Source organism: Komagataeibacter melomenusus, from assembly GCF_013155395.1.
Lineage (GTDB): Bacteria > Pseudomonadota > Alphaproteobacteria > Acetobacterales > Acetobacteraceae > Komagataeibacter > Komagataeibacter melomenusus.
Map to the genome: position 1 here is coordinate 14,501 of NZ_JABJWC010000014.1, position 20,124 is coordinate 34,624.

The window sequence follows — 20,124 nt, forward strand, 5'->3', positions numbered from 1 at the left end:
AAGGAAGGTTCTGGCACCGCTGCCTGCAGGCACAAGGGCGCAAGGATGCCCCATAACCCGTGGCAAGGTTTTGCGGCACTTTATGAAGCCGCAGGACCATCCTTCGCGAAGCCCGCCAGGAAAATCTGCACGGCCTTGTGAAAGCGCGGCCGCATGTCCTGCTCGATCCAGGCGCGGTCGGGCGCACAGGCCAGGCTTTGCAGCATCAGGTCGCCAATGGTCATGCCAAAGAGCATGTTGCTGTACATGGATATATCCGCCACCGACCTGTTCCGCGCCCGCACGTAGCGGTCGAGCCAGGTGGTGAGCACATTGTCCTTTCCGCCCGCGCGCAGGCTGGTCAGAATCTGACGGATGTCTTCCGACTGCTGCGATTCGGTCACCAGCGCGCGGATCAGGCTGATGCGATCCGGCCGCAGGATCACGCTGCCAAGCCGCATGAGCAGTTCGGTCAGTTCCTCCACCGGGTCGGCCATGTGCAGGCATTTGCCAGGGCTGACATTGAACAGCCTGCTGCTGACCAGCGTGCGGAACAGATCCTGCTTGGAATGGAACATGAGGTAGAGCGTGCGCTTGGACATGGCCGAATGCTGCGCCACCTTGTCCATCGAGGCCGCGTGATAGCCGCATTTCTGCAACACTTCGCTTGCCGCGTCGAGAATGCGTTCGCGGCGTTCGCATTCCTCCATTTCCGGGGGGCGACCGGGGCCGCGGCGCGGTGTATCGCAGTTCTCATGCATGGGGCCGTGTCCCTCCTGTCCAATCTTGCTCATTCGTAATCTGCTCCGGCCCGTTTTGAATGGGTGCCCTGCTTGACCGCCTTATGGAGACGATATAGTTTTCCATTCATTGAAAACCAAATGGTTTCCTTATTTGGCTTTCATATGGCGGCCATGTGCGGCAAACAGCACGGACGTGATTCAGAAACATTTTTAGATTACGGCCCACAAGCCGGTTGGTGACCATGATGCAATATTCCCGTGTCGTAGCCCCGGCGGCTCTGATACTCGCCCTGGCGGGGTGCCAGAAGCATGCCGCCGCCCCCAAGATGCCGCCGCAGCCCGTCACGGTCATGACGCTCAAGGCCGCCCCGGTGGAAATCCACACCCAGCTGCCCGGCCGCACCGAGGCGTTCGAGATCGCGCAGGTGCGCCCGCAGGTCAGCGGCGTGATCCAGAAGCGGCTATTCGTTGAAGGCACGGACGTGCAGGCAGGCCAGCAGCTCTACCAGATCGATCCCAGCATCTATCAGGCGGCGGTGGATAGCGCGCAGGGCCAGCTGCTGCATGCTCAGGGCACCGAGGTCACCGCGCGCGCCAAGCTCAACCGCTACGGGCCGCTGCTCAAGGCCCATGCCGTAAGCCAGCAGGAATATGATGATGCGCTCGCCGCCGAGCGCGCGGCCCAGGGTGATATCCTGAGCGCCAAGGGCCAGCTCGAGCGCGCCACGGTCGATCTGGGCTATACCCACATGAATGCGCCCATCACGGGCCGCATCGGCCGTTCCATCCTGACCGTGGGCGCGCTGGTTACCGTCAACCAGACCAACAACGTCGCCATCGTGACCCGGCTTGACCCGATCTATGTCGATGTGAACCTGCCCGCCACCGAACTGCTGCGCTTCAAGCGTGAACTGGCGCAGGGGCGGCTGACGCGCGCGGGCGACAATGCCGCCTCCATTACCGTAACGCTGGAAGATGGCACGACCTACGAGCATTCGGGCAGCATGCAGTTCTCGGAAGTGAACGTGGATGAAGCCACCGCCACCGTCGTGGTGCGCGCGGTCATGCCCAACCCCGAGCGTCTGCTCCTGCCCGGCATGTACGTGCACGCCCAACTGGCCGAGGGGCTGGACCCCGATGCCCTGCTGGTGCCGCAGCAGGCGGTGCAGCGCAACTCCCACGGTGACCCGCAGGTGTGGGTGGTCGATGCCGATAACCGGGTCAGCCTGCGCCCCATTACGGTGGGGCAGGCCATCGGCACGGACTGGCTGGTGACTGGCGGCCTGAAAAGCGGCGAGCGCGTGGTGCTTGAGGGACTGCAGAAAATCCACCCCGGTGACACCGTCGCCCCGCAGGATGCGGCCGAACCGGCCAAGGCAGGATAACCCCCATGTCTCTGTCGCGCTTTTTCATTGACCGGCCCGTCTTCGCGTGGGTGATCGGGCTGATCATCATGCTCGTGGGCGGGGTGTCGATCTTCCGCCTGCCCATCGCGCAGTATCCCTCCATCGCACCGCCACAGATCGCCATTACCGTGACCTATCCCGGCGCTTCGGCCGATACGGTGAACGATACGGTCGTGCGCCCCATCCTGCAGCAGATGTTCGGGCTCGATCACCTCGAATACATCTCGTCGCAGTCCTATGCCTCGGGGCAGATGGAAATCGACCTCACCTTCGCGCAGGGCACCAACCCCGACATCGCGCAGGTGCAGGTGCAGAACAAGCTGCAGCTCGCCCAGCCCAAGCTGCCGCAGGAAGTGACCGCGCAGGGCCTGAGCATTACCAAGGCCGTCAAGAACTTCATGATGGTGCTCGGCTTCATCTCGACCGACAACAGCATGAGCGGCGCCGATATCGCCGATTACGTGGCCTCGAACATCTCCGATCCGCTCAGCCGCGTGACCGGCGTGGGCGACCACACGCTGTTCGGCGCGGAATACGCCATGCGCATCTGGCTCGACCCCTCGAAGCTGTACAAATACGGCCTGACCGTGGGCGATGTGCAGACCGCGATCCAGACGCAGAACATCCAGGTTTCATCAGGCGAACTCGGCGGCGTGCCGGCCGTCAAGGGCGCGCGGCTCGATGCGACCATCATCGGGCCGACGCGCCTGCGCTCGCCCGAGGCGTTCGAGAAGATCCTGCTCAAGGTGCAGCAGGATGGCTCGCAGGTGCGCATCCGTGACGTGGCCCATGTCGAGCTGGGGCCGCAGACCTACAACACCCATTCCTACTATAACAACATGCCGGCCTCGGGCATGGCGCTCAAGCTCGCCCCCGGCGCCAACCAGCTCCAGACCGAGAACGCGGTGCGCGCGCAGATCAAGGAACTCGAGCAGTTCTTCCCGCCCGGGCTCAAGACCGTCTATCCGCTCGATACCGAGCCCTTCATCGTGCTGTCGATCAAGGAAGTGGTCATTACGCTGATCGAGGCGATCGCGCTGGTGTTCCTGGTCATGCTGGTGTTCTTGCAGAACTTCCGCGCCACCCTCATCCCCACCATCGCGGTGCCGGTGGTGCTGCTGGGCACGTTCGGCATCCTGGCCGCACTTGGCTTTTCCATCAACACGCTGACCATGCTGGCCATGGTGCTGGCCGTGGGCCTGCTGGTTGATGACGCCATCGTGGTGGTGGAAAATGTCGAGCGCGTCATGACCGAGAAGAAACTCTCCCCGCGTGATGCGGCCCGGCAGTCGATGGACGAGATCTCCGGCGCGCTGGTGGGCATCGTGCTGGTGCTCACGGCGGTGTTCCTGCCTATGGCGGCCTTTGGCGGCTCGACGGGCGTGATCTACCGGCAGTTCTCCATCACCATCGTCGCGGCCATGTGGCTTTCGGTGGTGGTGGCCATGGTCATGACACCGGCCCTGTGCGCGACCATGCTCAAGCCCGGCGCGCATGAAAAGACCACCGGGGCCGCAGGCTGGTTCAACCGCCATTTCGCGCGCATGACCACGGCCTACCAGAACGGGGTGGGGCGCGTGCTCGGGCATGCGGGCCTGTCCATGCTGGTGTTCGTGCTGATTACGGCTGGCGTGGGCTGGCTGTTCATGCGCCTGCCCGGTGGCTTCCTGCCCGATGAGGACCAGGGCCTGATCTTTGGCCAGGTCACCATGCCGCCCGGCTCCACGCTGGAGGAGACGGCGGCCGTCAACCGCAAGGTGGCCGACTATGTGCTCAGGACCGAGGGCAACAACGTCGAATCCGTCTATTCCACGAACGGGTTCAACTTCGCAGGCCAGGGGCAGAGTGCGGGCGCCTTCTTCATCCGCCTCAAGGACTGGGATGAGCGGCCCGCCGCCAGCCAGACCTCGGCGGCGATCGCCATGCGCATCATGATGCATTTCTGGATGGACCCGGTGGCCCAGATCTTTGCCGTCAACCCGCCCGCCGTGCTGGAACTCGGCAATGCCACCGGCTTCGACCTTGAACTTGAAGACCGTGGCCACCTTGGCCACACCCAGTTGCTCGCGGCGCGCAACATGGTGCTGGGCATGGCGGCCAAGGATCGCCGCCTGACCGCCGTGCGCCCCAACGGCATGGAAGACGCGCCGCAGTTCCATCTCGATATCGACCGCGAGAAGGCCAACGCGCTGGGCATTACCATTGCCGACATCAACACCACCATCGAAGGGGCGCTGGGGTCGATCTATGTCAACCAGTTCCTGCGTGATGACCGCGTGAAGCAGGTCTACATCCAGGGCGAACCCGATGCGCGCATGATCCCTGATGACCTGAGCAAATGGTATATCCGCAACGCCACCGGCGGCATGGTGCCGTTCAACGCCTTCGTGTCCGGGCAGTGGATCATGGGGCCGCAGAAGGTCGAGGACTATAACGGCCTCAACGCCTTCGAAATCCTTGGCCAGCCCGCTGCCGGCTACAGCTCGGGGGATTCGATCGCCGCCATGAAGGAGATCCTGGCCAAGCTGCCCGCTGGCGTGGGCTATGAGTGGACCGGGCTGTCGTTCGAGCAGATGGCCTCGGGCTCTTTCACCGGGCCGCTTTACGCGCTGGCGGTGATCGTCATCCTGTTCTGCCTGGCCGCCCTGTATGAAAGCTGGGCCATTCCGTTTGCCGTGCTGCTGGTCATTCCGCTGGGCGTGCTGGGCGCGATCGTGGCCACGCTGCTGCGCGGCATGGCCAATGACGTGTATTTCCAGGTGGGGCTGCTGACCACGGTGGGGCTGGCGGTGAAGAACGCCATCCTGATCGTGGAATTCGCCAAGGCGTTTTTCGAGAACGGGGCAACCCTTGAGGAATCGGTGCTCGAGGCAGGCCGCGAGCGCCTGCGCCCCATCCTCATGACCTCGATTGCCTTCGTGGTGGGCGTGTTTCCGCTGGCCATCGCCACGGGTGCGGGGTCTGCCGCGCGTGTCGCCATCGGCACGGCGGTGGTGGGCGGCATGCTCACGGCTACCCTGCTGGCGGTGTATTTCGTGCCGCTGTTCTTTGTGGTGGTGCTGCGCCTGTTCCGCGTCAGGCGCCTGTCCGAGCGGACCAAGGGAGCGTAATGCGATGACCGTTCTCCCCACACTCAGGCGGGCCGGTGCGGCAACGCTTGCGGCCATGCTGCTGGCGGGCTGCACCATGATCCCGCATTACAAGCGCCCCACCCCGCCGCTGGCCAGGGCATGGCCCGCTTATGCCACCACGGGCGACGCGGTGGCCGAGAACCCGCTTGCGGCCAATCTGGGCTGGGCGGAATTCTTTACCGACCCCCGGCTCAGGGCGCTGATTGCCATCGCCATCCGCGAAAACCGCGATCTGCGGGAGGCGGCAGCCGATATCCGCCGCGCGCAGGGGCAGTTCGACATCCAGCACGCCAGCCTGTTCCCCGCCATCAGCGGCGGCGGCGAGGCGATGTTCCAGGGGCCGTCGGATGCAGCAGGCCTGAGCTTTGCGCCGGGCCTCGATACCGGCCACCCGCCCATGTTCAAATATTACCAGATGGGCATTGGCGTCTCGTCGTATGAGATCGACCTGTTCGGGCGCATCCGCAGCATGTCGCGCGAGGCGGCGGAACATGCGTTGATGCAGCGCGAAAACGCGCGCGCCATGCTGATCAGCATCATCTCGCAGGTGGCCACGGCCTATATCTCGTGGCTGGGCGACCAGGCCTCGCTGCGCCTGTCCGATGAGACGATGGCCTCGCAGGAAGCCACGCTGGAGATGGTCAAGGCCCGCTTCGCCCATGGCGAGACCGACCAGATGACCCTGCGCCAGACGGAAACACAGGTGGCGCAGAGCGGGGCCTTTCGCGATGAATCGCGCCGGCATGTGCGGCAGGATGAAAACCTGCTGACCATGCTCATCGGCCAGCCCATCCCCGATAACCTGCCCCCCGCCAGCCCGCTGGGCCAGCAGACCATCATGCAGGACCTGCCGCCGGGGCTGCCGGCCGACGTGCTCGAGCACCGCCCCGACATCCAGGCCGCCGAGCACGACCTGCTGGCCGCCAATGCCGATATCGGTGCGGCCAAGGCGGCGTTCTACCCGCGCATCACGCTCACCGCATCCGATGGCATCAGCAGCCTGCAGCCGCACAAGCTGTTTACATCGGCCGCGACCACATGGGGTGTGTCGCCGCAGTTGCAGGTGCCCCTGCTCAACTGGGGGCAGAACAGCGGCAACCTGAAGGCCTCGCGCGCCATGCGGGCCTCGAAGGCCGCGGCGTATGAAAAGACGGTGCAGGCCGCCTTCCGTGAAGTGGCGGATGCGCTGGCCGCGCGCGACACCTACCGCGACGAGACGGCGCAGATGGACCGGTATGTCTCGACCTCGGCCGATGCGTACAGCCTGGCCATGATGCGCTACAGGGCCGGGACGGATTCCTACCTGACATCGCTGGTGTCGCAGCGCACGCTGTTGCAGGCGCAGCAGTGGCAGATCTCGATCGCGGTGTCGCGCTACCAGAACCTTGTCACCCTCTACCGCGCCCTTGGCGGCGGCTGGACGCAACATACGCCCGTGCCCGCGCCGCCCAAGGGGCAGAAAGTGACCGGGAAGGGGTGAGGGGGGAGTTTCGGGCACCGGCTTTTTTTAAAAGGCGGTGTTCTTCTGAAGCTTTTTGAAAAAAGCTTCACCAAAAACTTTTCTCTTTTATCTTCAGTCCAGGTGGTTGCTGCTGCGGCCCTGCTTGATGCGGCTGCGGTGCTTCTTGTTGTCCACCCGCTTGCGGCGCTGCGTGCGCGAGGGGCGGGTGGGCACGCGGTAGGCCTGTACGTGGCTGGCCGCGGCAATCATCTCATGCAGGCGGGCCACGGCGTCCTCGCGGTTGCGGATCTGGCTGCGAAAGCGGCGCGCGGTCAGCACGATCACGCCATCCGCCGTCATGCGGCTGCCTGCTACCGCAATCAGCCTGCTTTTGACACGGGCGGAAAGTGAGGGCGAACTGCGCGCATCAAAGCGCAGTTGCGCCGCCGTCGCTACCTTGTTGACGTTCTGCCCGCCCGGCCCCGAAGCCAGGATATAGGTCACATGTAATTCATCATCGGGGATGGTGGGGGGTGACATGGCGGTTTACGGTCCTGAAGGGAGGCAGATGCGGCGGCCGCCTATGAGCGGCCCTGCGTGGGCGGCATTGCTGTACCGGCTGTTTGCTATCACCATGCCTGCCGCGAGATGACAAGAGCGGAGGAGCACAATCATGAACGATCAGGCCGAAACGGACCAGTTGCGCAAGGTTCTGGCGCAGGCGGCGGGCGATGCGGCGCAGGCCAAGGTCATGCCCGTGGTCAAGATGATCGCGGCCCAGCAGATCGTTGTCATGGACCTCATGCAGATGCTTGTCGAGGCGAAGGTACTGCATGCCGATGAAATCGCCGCCCGCATGCGCCATCACATCGAGCATACCGATACGAAGGACATGGCCGCGCGCGCCCTGTTCGAGCAGGTGCGCGCCCGCTTCGCATCGACCGCCCCCAAAACCTGATTTGCAAGGAAGATGTTGCACATGGCCGATCATCCTCCTGCCCTGCGGGCAGAAATCGCAGCGCTCAAGGCGGAGCTGGCGCGCGTGCGTGAAGAACTCGTGCAGGCCCGCAAGACGATCCATGACCTGAACCTGCAACTGCGGCGTGATGCGTCACGCCCCGCCACGCGCTGAATGCGCCCGAAAGGGAACTGCCACCATGAAAGATGAACGCGACGCCGCCGGCCGGGCCGTGGTCTATCCTACCGTCAGTTGCGGGGCGGAGGCCGTGCAGGATTCCATCGTGGTGATGGACCTGTTCATGGCCACCGCACCCGAGCACATGCCCAGGGGCGACAGGCGCGTGGTCACCGTGCTGCCGCCTGAACTGGCGCTCAACCTTGCCGGGCAGTTGCGCCAGGCCGCCGAGCGCTGTCAGGCCGCCCGCGCCGAAAAGCAGGCCAAGGGCTCAACCCCCGCGGCCTGACAGCGCCCGCATGCCGCCATAGCGCAGGTTGACCGCAACGGTTCCGCCCTGCACGGTGGGAATGGCGAGGGTGTTCTCCAGCGCGTTGCGCATGGCCTTTTGCGAGGCCATGTGCACGATGCCCACCGGCGCATGCGGAAAGAACAGGTTGGCCAGCATGCCCGTGGCCTCATCAAGCAGCCAGGGGCCGATATAGTTGTGGCTGTTATCGAGAAAGGTCACGGGCTGGCCGTCGATATAGACGGCCAGCGCCATGCAGAGCTGGTCCTGCGTGAAGGCCATGTGGCGGCGTGGCAGGATCAGCGCCTGCCACTGGCGCAGCACGGTCCAGATGGGGGCGTGGCGGTGCAGGCAGAACACACCCGCATTGAGCAGCGGCTTGGCCCCGATGCGCCTGCGGATGGCAAATGGCAGCCGGGCGCGGGTGGCGTTCTTGTACAGGAACGAGCGGATCTGCATCCAGCCGGGGCACAGCCAGCGCACGCCCAGCAGATCGGCCCGCTTGGCGCCGATTTCGGGCACGATGGCCAGGGTCCGGCTCATGGCGGCTTCAAACATCCGTTCAAGCGCCTGCCCGTCCTGCACCCATGTATCGGCGTCAAGCCACAGGATCAGGTCAAAATCGGGCAGCATCTGGTCAAGCCACAGCTTGCTGATGTTGATGGCAAGGCTGGGCCGTTTTGCCAGCGCGCGGCGCGGCGCGTAATCGGGGATATGGGGTGCAAGCACAAGCACGCCCTGCGCCCCGAGCCTTTCACGCTGGGCCACCGTCATGCCGCAGTCGATCACGCCGATGGTCGTATCGGCATGATCGCGGATGGAGGCGATGAGTTCGGCCACCAGTTCAAAATAGGCATGGTCGCACCCGGTTACGATAATGCGGCGGGCGGCAGGGGAGGCAGGGTGGTCAGGCGGCGTCATGGCCCCATATAGGCACAGGACGGCGTGGGCGGAAATACGCGGCTTTTTTTCAGGTCCTGCCCACGCCAGGTGGCTGGCGGTAGCGCGCGCTCAGCCCGGGGTGGCGGAAGGCCATGATGGCGCGCAGGCTTTCATGCGCGATCCAGGCCTCGTTGGTGGTGCGTGAACTGCCATGCACGCGGTAGCGGCACAGGATCTCGGGCACGTAGGCGGCCTGGAAGTCGCGGTCGATGAATTTCAGCCAGAAATCATAGTCTTCCCAGCCTTCGTCAATATGGCTGTAGCCATCTACCGCCTCCCACGCCTCACGGCGCAGCAGGGCCATTACATCCACGTAGTTCTCGCGCACGATCTGGGCGGGGTCCCATATGTCCGCCGAGCCGATGCGCTGCTCCTTGCCAAAATATTCAAGCTGGCAGTACGTGGCGTCAAACCCGCCATCCACCGCCGCCTCATGCAGGCGGGCAATGGCGCGGGGATAGATCATGTTGTCCGCATCCATCACGAACACGAACGCCCCGCCTGCATGGTGGAACGCGGTATTGCGCGCAGCCGACGGGCCAAGGTTGCGCGTATGCACGACCAGGGTGCAGCGCCAGAAGCGTGCGTGGTTTTCCTCCATCCATGCGGTGATGAGGGCCACGGAATCATCCTTGCCCGAGCAGTCATCGACCACCACCAGTTCAAGGGCGGCGTGGGTCTGGGCGGCAAGCGAATCAAGCGCTTCGATGATGTAGCAGCCATAATTGAAGTTGGTCACGCACAGGCTGACCAGGTCGGCCGGTTTCCTGCGGCGGTGCTTGAAGGCGAAGACGGTCTCGCCGGTCACCATCCAGGGGGCTGCAATGCTCATTCTTCCGGTGTGCTCCATACATGCGCGATAAAGTCGCGGATCCGCGCGCAGCCCGCCCGGTTGCCCGCTGGCGTGCCGATCAGTTTCAGGGCGCTGCGGCGGATGGCCTCGGCCTTGGCCTGTCCATCCGGCGTCTGGGTCAGCCATTCGACCAGATTGGGGATATGGCGGCCCGTTTCTTCAAGGAAGTGCTCGCCCGGCCGGAAGACCGGATGCGGCAGGCACGGCTCGGACACCACCACCGCCCCGTTGGCCATGGCCCCCTTGACGATGCGGTGCCATTCAAAAAAACCGTAGTCATCGCGGTGGATGTTCAGCGCAATGCGCGAATGTCCCGCCACATGGGCGGCCAGGCGCGAGAGCGGCCGGTCACGCGGGCTGGTATCGATGGGTGTGGTGAACTTGCGGTAGTAGAAATAGGTGCGGTACTGCGCGAAGAAACCGGCATTGCGGGCAAAGAACTTCTCGCGGTGGGCCGAAAGGCCGCCAAAAAAGCTGATATCCAGCCCGCGCTCCGCAAAGGGCGTTGCGGGGTCGGGGCGCTTGCGGCACGCAGGCGGCAGGATGCGCACCATGGGGTGCTGCATGTCGTCTTTTTGCAGATAATCGCGCTCTGTGCCGATGGTGGGCGTGAAATGGATGGCGGGCAGCCCGGCCTGCCGGAAGCTCTCGGCCATCTGGTAGCAGATATCGATCACGCCTGCCGCCATGAGCAGGAAGGGCAGGCCGCGCTCGAACCACAGGGTCTGGGGCTGTTCGGTATTGAACATGATGGCATCGCGGATGATGGCGCCCGTGGCCCAGTCCCGCCCGCGGCCAAGGTGAAAGAACTCATGCGGGGCAACGAAAATGCACAGCGCGGGGCGGTCATCAATGCTGGCGGTCTCATCAAGCAGGCGGCAGTCCAGCCCGGCCTCGCTCAGGCTGCGATGCAGGTCGGCCGCGATCTCGTGGATGAAGACATTCCCGGCCGTATTGTAATAGACGCCGATGCTTTCGGGCACCGGGCCGCCGGGGGCGAGGTAGTCCGCATCATCCAGCCCCTTTGCCGCGCACAGCGCGCCCAGTGTTTCCGATACACGCAGCGGGCTGAAGATGCGCCGCCCTTCGGGCACGCCATAGAGCAGGGCGTGCTCGGCCATGTCCGTCATGTCGCGGTCAAGGTCGCGGTTGCTGTCGTGATAGGCGCCGGGTTCAAAAAACGGCAGTTGCTCGAGCGTGCGCACGCCGATGCTCAGGTCCTCGAGGTGGAAGCGCGTGAGCAGGCCCTGGTGGGCCACGTGGCAGCCCGCATGCGTGTGCAGGAAGTGGATGAAGGGGTTGCGGTTGCGTGCCCCCCGCATCGGGGTGCTGGATCAGGTAGGCATCGGGCCGGAAGTTGCGGTTGGGCTGACGCCCTTCACGATAGCCGTATTTGACGTAATGCAGCAGGGGATCGAGTTTGGACCCGGCCACATCCGTATAGGTGGCGAGATAGAAGGCCGCATCGAACTGGCCGGACTCCCTGATCTGCTGGAGGTCCTGTTGTTCCGTCGGTGTCAGGGTCAGGAGCAGGTCCGCGGACAATGGTTCTTACCTTGGCTGGGGGGATTGGGGTGCACGCCGGGGCGGGCACATCCCTCCTGCTAGGGCACTTCCATTAAGAATTGATTATTGCACGGGTGGTTTTTGGTGCTGGGGCGCGGGTTACAGGCCGTATCCTGTACCGTACAGTCATAAAAGAACGGTCATGCGGGCCATCCTGCATGGCCCGGTGCCAGGGTGCGCGCGCCCGATATTATCAATCATGATGAATATGGCAGGGGATGGGCCAGCCGCGTGCATGCCCGCGGCATGACAGCCCCGCGGCCCTTCTGCTATCATGATGGCTGGAAAAAGCGGTGTCCCGGTGCCTGCGGCCTGCGGGCCAGCGTTGGGGCACAGACAGGGAGATCGGGTGCATGTATCCGACCCGGATGGATGAAGAGAAGGGCCTGCGGGCCTTTGCGCGGCGGCACTGGTGGGCCTGCATGAGCGTGCCGGTGCTGCTGTGCCTGGGAACGGCCTTTGCGCTCTACCAGCACTGGAGCGCGCGCAGCGAGACGGATTTTGCCCAGCACAATGTCCTGATCAAGCATTCGCAGGAGGAGGCAGCCTTCGCCCGGCAGCTTGCCCTTGATGACCAGACCATCATCAGGGACCGCAAGGTCTTCCTTGACTTCACCCGCGCCGACTTCGCCCGCATCGCCCCCGCTACCCAGATGGCATGGCTGCTCAAGGAATACGCCAAGTTCGATATCAGCCGCGTCAAGGTCTATGACGGGCACGAGATGCACCCCTTCACGCCCGCGCCCTGTTCGGTGGCGCTGTGCTTCGTGCCCATTTTCGTGGAGGAACTGCACGATGATCCCCTCCACAACACCAAATACATCCAGGTTGGCGCGCTGGAGGACATGTCACGTACGTTGATTGTCGATGCCGAGCAGTTCTGGCGGCTGCGCAAGATGGTGCTGCGCATCGACGCCATCCTGTTTGCCGACCGGCGCGAGCAGATGAACGATTTCGAGAAGGCGATGCAACTGCGTGCCTCGCTTGACGTGCTGCGCGCTGATGCCCAGAAAATTCACTAAAGGCGCGTTCTGCAAAAAAAAACAGGGCGCTGACCATGCGCTCCGGCAGCCTCTGGCATGAAGGCCGGCTCCGGTGCCTTGCGAAAAAAAAGCATGCCCCAGAACTTCCATCATTTTCAGGCGCTGTGTGAATGTCCGCCCCGTTCCTTCAGGAGTTTCCATGACCGGTCCCCTCCCGCATCCTGCCCTGCCCGTGGTGCCGGTCATTTTGTCGGGGGGGAGTGGCAGCCGGTTGTGGCCCGTCTCGCGCAGCGCCTACCCCAAGCAGTTCTGGCCGCTGGTCTCGCAGCGCACCCTGGTGCAGGAAACCGCGCTGCGCAGCCACGGGCCGGGCTTCAGCGCACCCATCGTGGTGTGCAACAACGAGCATCGCTTCATCATGGCCGAACAATTGCGCGAAGTGGGCATCACCGCGCCGCGCATCCTGCTTGAGCCGGTCGGGCGCAATTCCGCCCCCGCCATCACGGCCGCCGCCCTGCTCGCGGCCGAGACCGACCCCGATGCGGTGCTGTGGATCATGGCCGCCGATGCCGCGATGCAGAAGCCGCAGAACGTGGCCCCGGCACTTGCGCTGGCGGCGCAGGTGGCGCGGGCGGGGCGGATCGTGACCTTCGGCATGACCCCCACGCGGGCCGAGACCGGCTATGGCTATATTGAAAAAGGGGCGCCGCTTGCGGGGCATGACGGTGCCTTCGCGGTGGAGCGGTTCGTTGAAAAACCTGATGCCGCCAATGCAGCGCGGATGTTTGGCTCGGGGTGTTTTTTATGGAACTCGGGCATGTTCGTGTTCACGGCGCGGACCCTGCTGGGGGAGATGGAAAAATTCGAGCCCGCCATCCTCGCCGCCATGCGCGTGGCCGTGCGCGAGCGGCGCTCCGACATCGATTTTGAACGGCTGGACCCCACCGCCTTTGCCGCATCGCCCGATATCTCGATCGATTACGCCGTGGCCGAGCGCACCGGCCTCATGACCGTCATCCCCGGTGATTTCGGCTGGTCGGACGTGGGCAGTTGGGATGCGCTGTGGGAACTCGGGCCGCCCGATGGCGCGGGCAACGTGGTCAGTGGCGATGTGGTGCTCAACAACACCACCAACAGCTACGTGCGCACCGATGGCATCCTGACCGCGGTGAGCGGGGTGGAAGACCTGCTGGTGGTGGTCAATGAAGATGCGGTGCTGGTCACCCATCGCCACCATGCGCAGGATGTAAAAACCATCGTGGCGCAGCTCAAGAAGGCGGGCCGCCCCGAGGCCACGGCCCATCGCCGCCGCTACCGCCCCTGGGGCTTTTACGAGACGCTGATCGTGGGCACCCGCTTTCAGGTCAAGCGGATCGTGGTGGAGGCAGGGCGGATGCTGTCGCTGCAGAAACATTACCACCGCGCCGAGCACTGGGTGGTGGTGGAAGGCACGGCCCAGGTCACGCGCAACGGGGAGGAGATCCTGGTGCGCGAGAACGAGAGCGTCTACCTGCCGCTTGGCGCCACGCACCGGCTGAAAAACCCCGGGCGCATTCCGCTGACCCTGATCGAGGTACAGTCCGGCCCGTATCTGGGCGAGGATGATATCGTGCGGCTGGAGGATGCGTACAGCCGCACCTGACCAGGGCCATGGCAGGGATTGGAAGGTTCATATTTCCTTCATAAAACTGTCATGGACATATCATTTTCATTACGGATATTAATTTTTTATTCTTCGGCCTGTCGGCTGCAAGGCCAGACGCGTCTGTATTCTTCATGTCGGAGAACATGAGTATTATGTCCTTTCCTGCTCGAATGCTTACCTGTGCCCTGCTGGCAAGCGCCCTGCCCGTCATGGCCCATGCCGCTGACATTACAGGGGCCGGTTCCAGCTTCGCCGCGCCCATCTATGGTGCCTGGGGGGCGGATGCGCGGAGTGCTGCGGGCGTCAACCTGAATTACCAGACGGTCGGCTCCTCCGCCGGGCAGAACCAGATCCTGGCCGGCACGGTTGATTTTGGCGCCTCCGACGTGCCGATGGATGCGCAGAAGCTGGAAAACGCCCACCTGTTCCAGTTCCCCACGGTCATGGGCGGCATCGTGCCGGTCATCAACCTGCCCGGCATTGCCGCCAACCAGATCCAGCTTGATGGCCCCACGCTGGCCGCCATCTATCGCGGCGAGATCGAGCAGTGGAACGACAAGCGCATCGCCGCCCTCAACCCCGGCGTAAAACTGCCTGACACGGCCGTGGCCACCGTGCACCGCGCCGATGGCTCGGGCACGACGGCGGTGTTTACCGGCTATCTCGCCCGTGTCTCGCCCGAGTGGCGCGAGGGGCAGGGTAGTGGCGCTTCCATCGCCTGGCCCGGCGGCATCGGCGCGCGTGGCAATGACGGGGTTGCCGCCTCCGTGCGCAATACCGAGGGCGCGATCGGCTATGTCGAATATGCCTTCGCCGCCAATGCGCACATGGTCACCGTCAAGCTCAAGAACCATAGCGGCGCCTATGTCGCCCCCGATATGGACAGCTTCAGGAGTGCTGCCGAGGCCGCCGACTGGAAGGATGCCTCCCACTTCGCCGTTGACCTGCTTGATACGGCAGGCGCTGGCGCGTGGCCGATCGTCTCGCCCACCTATGTGCTCGTGCCGGTACCCACCGCCAAGGCCGAACATGGGGCGGCCGTGCGCAAGTTCTTTGGCTATGCGCTCAAGAGCGGGGATGCGGCAGCCTACAAGCTGGATTACGTAACGGTTCCCGCCACGGTCAAGGCCGAGATCATGCGCCAGTGGGACAGCGCCAGATAATCCTCCCGGCACAGTAACGACATAACAGGACCGCCCGGTTTCCGGGCGGTTTTTCTGTATGGAGGACTGTCATAAAACCTTCATGAAACTGTATTGGAAACATAACACACAAACCTGTGTCACGCCCTTAAATGAACCCATTCTTCATTACGGAATGGTTCATATGATTCGCCGCTCAGCTGCTTCACTGTTGCTTGGTTCCTCCGCCCTGTGGGGGGCGTGCTCCCTTCAGTCAGCTCATGCGGCATCGGCCTCCGATGCTGCCCAGATTCAGGCCCTGCAGCGCGAAATGCAGGAAATGCGGCGTGAAATGTCGGGCCAGATCAGTGTCCTGCGCCAGCGCCTTGCCCGTGCTGAAACGCACGCCCCCAACACGACGGCCGCCAATGCGGCGCAGGCCCGCCGGGTGGCCGCCGCCAATGGCCAGCCCCTGCCCGAAAGCTATGCGCGTGACATCCATATCGGTGGCGACACCGGCACGGGCAGCGGCATGGGCAGCGTGTTGCAGAAGGCCGATCTCGGCACCCCGCCATCCGACCGTGGCGTGTCGTCCTCCTGGTCCTCCTTCCGCGCCGCGACGGAAAAGGAAGAGGCCCTGCACCTTGGTGGCATGATGGTGGGCTTCCCCGGCGGGCGCCCGACCATTTCGTCTGATGATGGCATGTATGCCATGTCCATCGGCCTTGCCTTCCATGAAGACATCGGCGGCTTCATGGGCATGTCCCCGCGCCGGGGCGAGGCGCGGGGTGATTTCTCCAGCCTGGCCGAAAACGCCCGCCGCCTGCGTATTCCCATCTCGTTTCGCTACAAGAACTGGATCGCCAACATCACGCCGGACTTCGGCAATGGCACGGGCGATGGCGCGACAACGCTGTATGAAGCCAACCTCAACTATGCGGGCTTCCACAACACCGTCATTACGGCCGGTTACTTCCAGCCGCGCGTGACGGAAGAAGACTCCGAAAGTTCGAACGAATTCGAGATGATGGAGCGCCCCGCCATTACCGATATCGTGCGTAACATCGCCGCCGGTGACGCGCGCATGAGCTTTGGCGCGCTGCATTATGCCAAGCGCTGGTGGATTGCGGGTTACGTGACGGGCCAGAGCTATGGCGCGCGTGGCGGCTCACCTGAAAAGGTAACCGGCGTCAACAGCTATACCGGCATTGCCGACAGCCAGAGCGGCGCCACCTTCCGCGTGGCGGGCCGCCCCTACATGTCCAAGGATATTGACGTGCATGTTGGCGTGTCTGGCATTACCGCGTTCAAGGTGGCGGAAAATGGCGGTTCGCGCAGCTATACCTTTTCCGAAGGGCCTGAAGTCAACCTGACCACCACCAAGTTCCTCAGCACGACGGTGGGCAACGTGGGCAGCATCTGGTCGGCTGGTCCCGAACTCGGCTTCCGCTGGAAGCGCCTGGTGCTGAAGGGTGAATACTACCATATCGGCGTAACCCGTGGTGACAACTACGGCACGAGTGCCGCCAATCGTGGCACCGTCAATTTCCAGGGTTACTATGGCGCCGCCAACTACACCCTGTTTGGCAAGGCGCGTAGCTACAACATCAAGGAAGGCGCCTTCGCCGCTCCGGGCGTTGACCATGCGTTTGACCCGGCCCACGGCTACTGGGGCGCGCTGGAACTGTCTGCCCGTTACAGCGTGGCGGATCTGGACAGCGCCCTGGGCACGCCCGGTGGCATCCGTGGCGGGCAGCAGACGGTCTGGTCGGCGGGTGTGAACTGGTATCCCAACCGGCATTTCCGCTTCATGCTTGACTTCAACCACATCATCGTCAGCCGCAACAGCGCCCTGTATGACCTGTATGGCCGTGATGGCAATTCCGTCGCCGGTCGTATCCAGGCCGCTTTCTAACAGCCTTCCGGGTGCTGCCCTGCTTCATGCGGGCGGCGTTTCCTGAAGTTTTGAAAACCGCTTTATGACAGGCGCGTGCGCGATTTTAAGGCGGTTCCGTGGGGGCATGGTCCCTCGCCGTTACGCAACGGGCTGCATGGTGATGCCATGCAGCCCGTTTGCATTCATGCGTCCTGCCGCGGTGGCCGCCTGGCGGGCCTAGGGGAGGGCGAGCGGCATGTCGGTAATCATGCCCGCCTGCAGCAGGGTGGAGAGCTTGCCCATGGCCTCGCTGCGGTCCACCGATTTGCCATAAGGCATGTTGGGCCGCAGGCGTTCCTCCAGCCGCGCTACCGAGCCACGGCGTGGCCAGGGGCGGCGCAGCAGTTCCTCCACCAGGGCCGGGTGCCGCCACGGAATGTCGATCCATGCGGAGGCATGGCGCACGCTGTCGGCTTCCGCGCGCAATATCTGCGGGAACAGCGCCACGAGCGTGCGCGCGCCAAGGTCCGGCATGTCGGGTGATGTGACGGCAGGCTGCGTGCCGCGCACATGGCGCAGCAGGCTGCGGATCAGCGTCGTGCCATTATGGCACAGATGACCGATCTGGGTCAGGCGCGGGTTCATTTCTATGAAGTGATAGGTGCCGGTTCTGGCGCAGCGCACGAAATCCAGCCCGAAGAAACCTGAAAGCTGGAGGCTGCCGCACGCCACCCGTGCTGCATGCTCCATATCCGCGGACCCGGTGATCTCGATGACCGTGGCCGCCCCCGTGCGCCCCTGATAGGCCACGACATTGGCCCCCAGCGTTGCAATCACCTCGCCACGCCAGCACGCCACCATGATATTGGCGGGCATGCCCTCAACATGCGCCTGCGCCATGACCGGCATAAGGCGGCGGCTCGAGGCCTCCATGAAGGAATAGATGTCCCGATCCGCCAGCAGCACGCGCAGCGCGCAGGCCATGCGCGCGGGCTGCGACAGGCGGCGGAAGGCTGCCATCGCCTCTGGCGGGGTATCGGCAATGACCACGCCCGACCCGCCCCAGCTCCGGTCGCGCTTGAGTACCCACGGCCCGGGCGTGCGCGCGCACCATGCCCGCAGGTCCTGTGCCGTATCGAGGGCGGCCGCGGCAGGGGTGGGCACGCCCTTTGCCCGCAGGGCCTCGATCAGTTTAAGCCGTGTTTCGGCATAGCTGAAGAATTCGGGCTGGCCGAGCGAACGCGCAATGGTTTCACGGCACAGGCGGCCCGCCTCGGTGCCGGGATCGGCCTCGGCATAAGCCTGGTGCAGGGCCAGCACCACCCGGTCATCGGCGGGCACGACCAGGTCGGGCCGGATGCGGGCCATGGCCTCGGCCAGGACGCCGGGGGCGGCGAAATAAGGGTAGCGGCTGAAGCTTGCGATGCCATCAAGGCAATGCAGCGAATGCCCCTGCGGGCAGATGGCATGCACGCTCACCCCGCTTTCGATGAATTCCAGGGCGGCCCGCGTCATGGCGGACCACCAGACGGAGGAGACGATCAGAACTGTAAAATCATTTTTCATGGGTCAGGACTTTCCAGTTCAGGTCATGGCGGCCATGACCGGCAGGGGAGCGTTACGGCGCAAAGGCTGGTTGCGCAAAGGCTGCAAAGGCGCGTTGCCGCCTGAAGCGCGCCGTCAGCCTGCGGGCGGTAAAGCGCGCGCCCCACGCAAAGCGCAGCAGCGGGCCAAAGCTGCCAGCCGCCATCGGGCCGATGAAATACAGTCCCGGCACGCTGGATTCGAAGTGGCGCGACAGCGCGGGCATGCTGTCTTCCGTGCGCACGGCGCGCGCCAGCGCCGGATCGACAAAAGGCAGCCTGTCAACGGCAACCTGCACGCCTGTGCCCAGGAAGACGTGGTCCACCTCCGCCGTGCAGGTCAGGCCGGTCTGTCTGTCGCGGAAGGTCAGGTGAATGGCGCCGCCGTGCAGGGCGGCGGCGGTCAGTTCCACGTTGAGCCAGATCGGCACCTTCTCGCGCACGACCTGCCCGGTCACCCAGCCTGCCGCAGGCCCGAGATGCCCGCGCGTGATGCGCAGCCGCAGGCGCGCGGGCAGCATGTGAAACACATCGGGCAGGTCGCACGCCATGCGCGAGCGCCAGCCCGTGCCAAGGCCGGAGAGGGGTTTCCTGATGCGCGTGACCAGCCGCCTGAGCGGGCTGAGCTTCTGTGGCGGGTTGTTGATCCAGATCTTGGGCCGCCGGGTACAGATGAAGGTTTCCGCCCCCGCATCATGCAGGAAGCACGCCGTATCCACCGCCGATGACCCCGCCCCGATCACCGCCACGCGCTTGCCCGCAAAGCGGGCGAAGGCCGTCTCGTCAAACGTATGGCTGATCCGCTCGCGCGGCAGGCCGCGCACGACGGGGGGCAGGTAGGCGAAATGCTCGATGCCCACCGCCAGCACCACGTTGCGCGCCATGACGTTCTCGCCATTGTCCAGCCGCAGCGCGAAACCCTCGCCCGCGCGGGTGAGGCGCGTGACCAGAAAGGGCCTGAGCTGGGGCACATGGGTTTTCTGGAACGTCTCGCCATATTCCCGAAAGACTTCGGCGGGAATGGGCACGCCCGTTGGCGCGTAAGGGTAGCCGCGCTCACGGCAGAACCGCGCCAGCGTGAACCGCCGCGCGGGGTCGAACAGATCCAGCGCGAAGCCTTCCGCCTTGAGCCGCAGGGCAGCAGGCACATGGTCGCGCCAGAATGCCATGGGCCGCCCGAAAATACGGAAATTCACCCCCCTCTCGCGCAGATGCGCGGCAAGGGAAAGGCCATAGGGACCAGCCCCTATAATGGCGATGTCAGTATTCATCAGAAATCCACCAGCCTGTAGGTTCGGAGTGCGAACAATGATCAGTAAAAGTGTGGAGACGTGAATCTGTATCGGGCATTCATGACAGATGCCGATGTATTACCTGCACGCAAACAGGGGATGGCGTGTCAGAACGAGGGCCAGACCACGATCTGGCCAT

General features: G+C 64.1%; 17 protein-coding genes. 10 read left to right on the forward strand and 7 right to left on the reverse strand.

The features are described 5' to 3' along the window. Positions 1–80: 80 nt before the first annotated feature. Complete coding sequence (locus HNW77_RS07380; RefSeq protein ID WP_241694350.1) at positions 81–773, reverse strand: TetR/AcrR family transcriptional regulator; 693 nt, start codon at positions 771–773, stop codon at positions 81–83. 191 nt (positions 774–964) lie between these two features. Between HNW77_RS07380 and HNW77_RS07385 the strand changes: the two genes are divergently transcribed. From HNW77_RS07385 to HNW77_RS07395, 3 genes are read left to right on the forward strand one after another with little or no spacing between them, the layout of a single operon-like run. Further along, positions 965–2,107, forward strand: coding sequence for an efflux RND transporter periplasmic adaptor subunit (locus HNW77_RS07385; protein WP_172156513.1), 1,143 nt, complete (start codon positions 965–967; stop codon positions 2,105–2,107). A gap of 5 nt (positions 2,108–2,112) precedes the next feature. Further along, positions 2,113–5,238, forward strand: a complete 3,126-nt coding sequence (locus HNW77_RS07390) for an efflux RND transporter permease subunit (RefSeq protein ID WP_275942141.1) — start codon at positions 2,113–2,115, stop codon at positions 5,236–5,238. A 4-nt stretch (positions 5,239–5,242) separates the two neighbouring features. Then, positions 5,243–6,739: an efflux transporter outer membrane subunit gene (locus HNW77_RS07395; RefSeq protein ID WP_172156514.1), complete on the forward strand. Its 1,497-nt coding sequence runs from the start codon at positions 5,243–5,245 to the stop codon at positions 6,737–6,739. A gap of 93 nt (positions 6,740–6,832) precedes the next feature. Here HNW77_RS07395 and arfB read toward each other — a convergent pair whose 3' ends face one another. Next, a complete protein-coding gene (arfB, locus tag HNW77_RS07400; RefSeq protein WP_172156515.1) occupies positions 6,833–7,240 on the reverse strand; it encodes an alternative ribosome rescue aminoacyl-tRNA hydrolase ArfB in 408 nt (135 codons plus the stop codon). 133 nt (positions 7,241–7,373) lie between these two features. Here arfB and HNW77_RS07405 point away from each other — a divergent pair, with 133 nt between their 5' ends. From HNW77_RS07405 to HNW77_RS07415, 3 genes are read left to right on the forward strand one after another with little or no spacing between them, the layout of a single operon-like run. Further along, the gene (locus tag HNW77_RS07405; protein WP_159260840.1) at positions 7,374–7,658 is read left to right on the forward strand and encodes a hypothetical protein; all 285 of its coding nucleotides are present in this window, start codon (positions 7,374–7,376) and stop codon (positions 7,656–7,658) included. A 21-nt stretch (positions 7,659–7,679) separates the two neighbouring features. After that, on the forward strand, positions 7,680–7,832 hold the full coding sequence (locus HNW77_RS07410) for a hypothetical protein (protein WP_172156516.1): 153 nt from the start codon (positions 7,680–7,682) through the stop codon (positions 7,830–7,832). A gap of 25 nt (positions 7,833–7,857) precedes the next feature. Next, positions 7,858–8,124, forward strand: coding sequence for a hypothetical protein (locus HNW77_RS07415; RefSeq protein WP_172156518.1), 267 nt, complete (start codon positions 7,858–7,860; stop codon positions 8,122–8,124). Here the strand turns inward: HNW77_RS07415 and HNW77_RS07420 are convergent. From HNW77_RS07420 to HNW77_RS07430, 3 genes are read right to left on the reverse strand one after another with little or no spacing between them, the layout of a single operon-like run. Further along, positions 8,107–9,045, reverse strand: coding sequence for a glycosyltransferase family protein (locus HNW77_RS07420; RefSeq protein ID WP_172156520.1), 939 nt, complete (start codon positions 9,043–9,045; stop codon positions 8,107–8,109). The genes HNW77_RS07415 and HNW77_RS07420 overlap by 18 nt on opposite strands. A 49-nt stretch (positions 9,046–9,094) precedes the next feature. Continuing rightward, the gene (locus tag HNW77_RS07425) at positions 9,095–9,898 is read right to left on the reverse strand and encodes a glycosyltransferase family 2 protein (protein WP_172156522.1); all 804 of its coding nucleotides are present in this window, start codon (positions 9,896–9,898) and stop codon (positions 9,095–9,097) included. After that, positions 9,895–11,241: a CgeB family protein gene (locus tag HNW77_RS07430; protein ID WP_241694351.1), complete on the reverse strand. Its 1,347-nt coding sequence runs from the start codon at positions 11,239–11,241 to the stop codon at positions 9,895–9,897. The genes HNW77_RS07425 and HNW77_RS07430 overlap by 4 nt, the downstream gene beginning before the upstream one ends. A gap of 597 nt (positions 11,242–11,838) precedes the next feature. On the opposite strand from HNW77_RS07430, the gene HNW77_RS07435 reads away from it, so the two are divergent. From HNW77_RS07435 to HNW77_RS07450, 4 genes are all read left to right on the forward strand, one after another. Next, on the forward strand, positions 11,839–12,507 hold the full coding sequence (locus HNW77_RS07435) for a hypothetical protein (RefSeq protein ID WP_172156524.1): 669 nt from the start codon (positions 11,839–11,841) through the stop codon (positions 12,505–12,507). A 160-nt stretch (positions 12,508–12,667) separates the two neighbouring features. After that, complete coding sequence (locus HNW77_RS07440; protein WP_172156526.1) at positions 12,668–14,110, forward strand: mannose-1-phosphate guanylyltransferase/mannose-6-phosphate isomerase; 1,443 nt, start codon at positions 12,668–12,670, stop codon at positions 14,108–14,110. Positions 14,111–14,283: 173 nt separating this feature from the next. Continuing rightward, on the forward strand, positions 14,284–15,276 hold the full coding sequence (gene pstS, locus HNW77_RS07445; RefSeq protein WP_172156577.1) for a phosphate ABC transporter substrate-binding protein PstS: 993 nt from the start codon (positions 14,284–14,286) through the stop codon (positions 15,274–15,276). 154 nt (positions 15,277–15,430) lie between these two features. Next, entirely contained in the window at positions 15,431–17,149 is a 1,719-nt protein-coding gene (locus HNW77_RS07450) for an OprO/OprP family phosphate-selective porin (RefSeq protein WP_408886773.1), read from the forward strand. Positions 17,150–17,347: 198 nt separating this feature from the next. Here HNW77_RS07450 and HNW77_RS07455 read toward each other — a convergent pair whose 3' ends face one another. Further along, on the reverse strand, positions 17,348–18,676 hold the full coding sequence (locus HNW77_RS07455; protein ID WP_172156530.1) for an ATP-grasp domain-containing protein: 1,329 nt from the start codon (positions 18,674–18,676) through the stop codon (positions 17,348–17,350). 52 nt (positions 18,677–18,728) lie between these two features. Continuing rightward, positions 18,729–19,964, reverse strand: a complete 1,236-nt coding sequence (locus HNW77_RS07460; RefSeq protein ID WP_172156532.1) for an NAD(P)-binding domain-containing protein — start codon at positions 19,962–19,964, stop codon at positions 18,729–18,731. Positions 19,965–20,124: the final 160 nt, after the last annotated feature.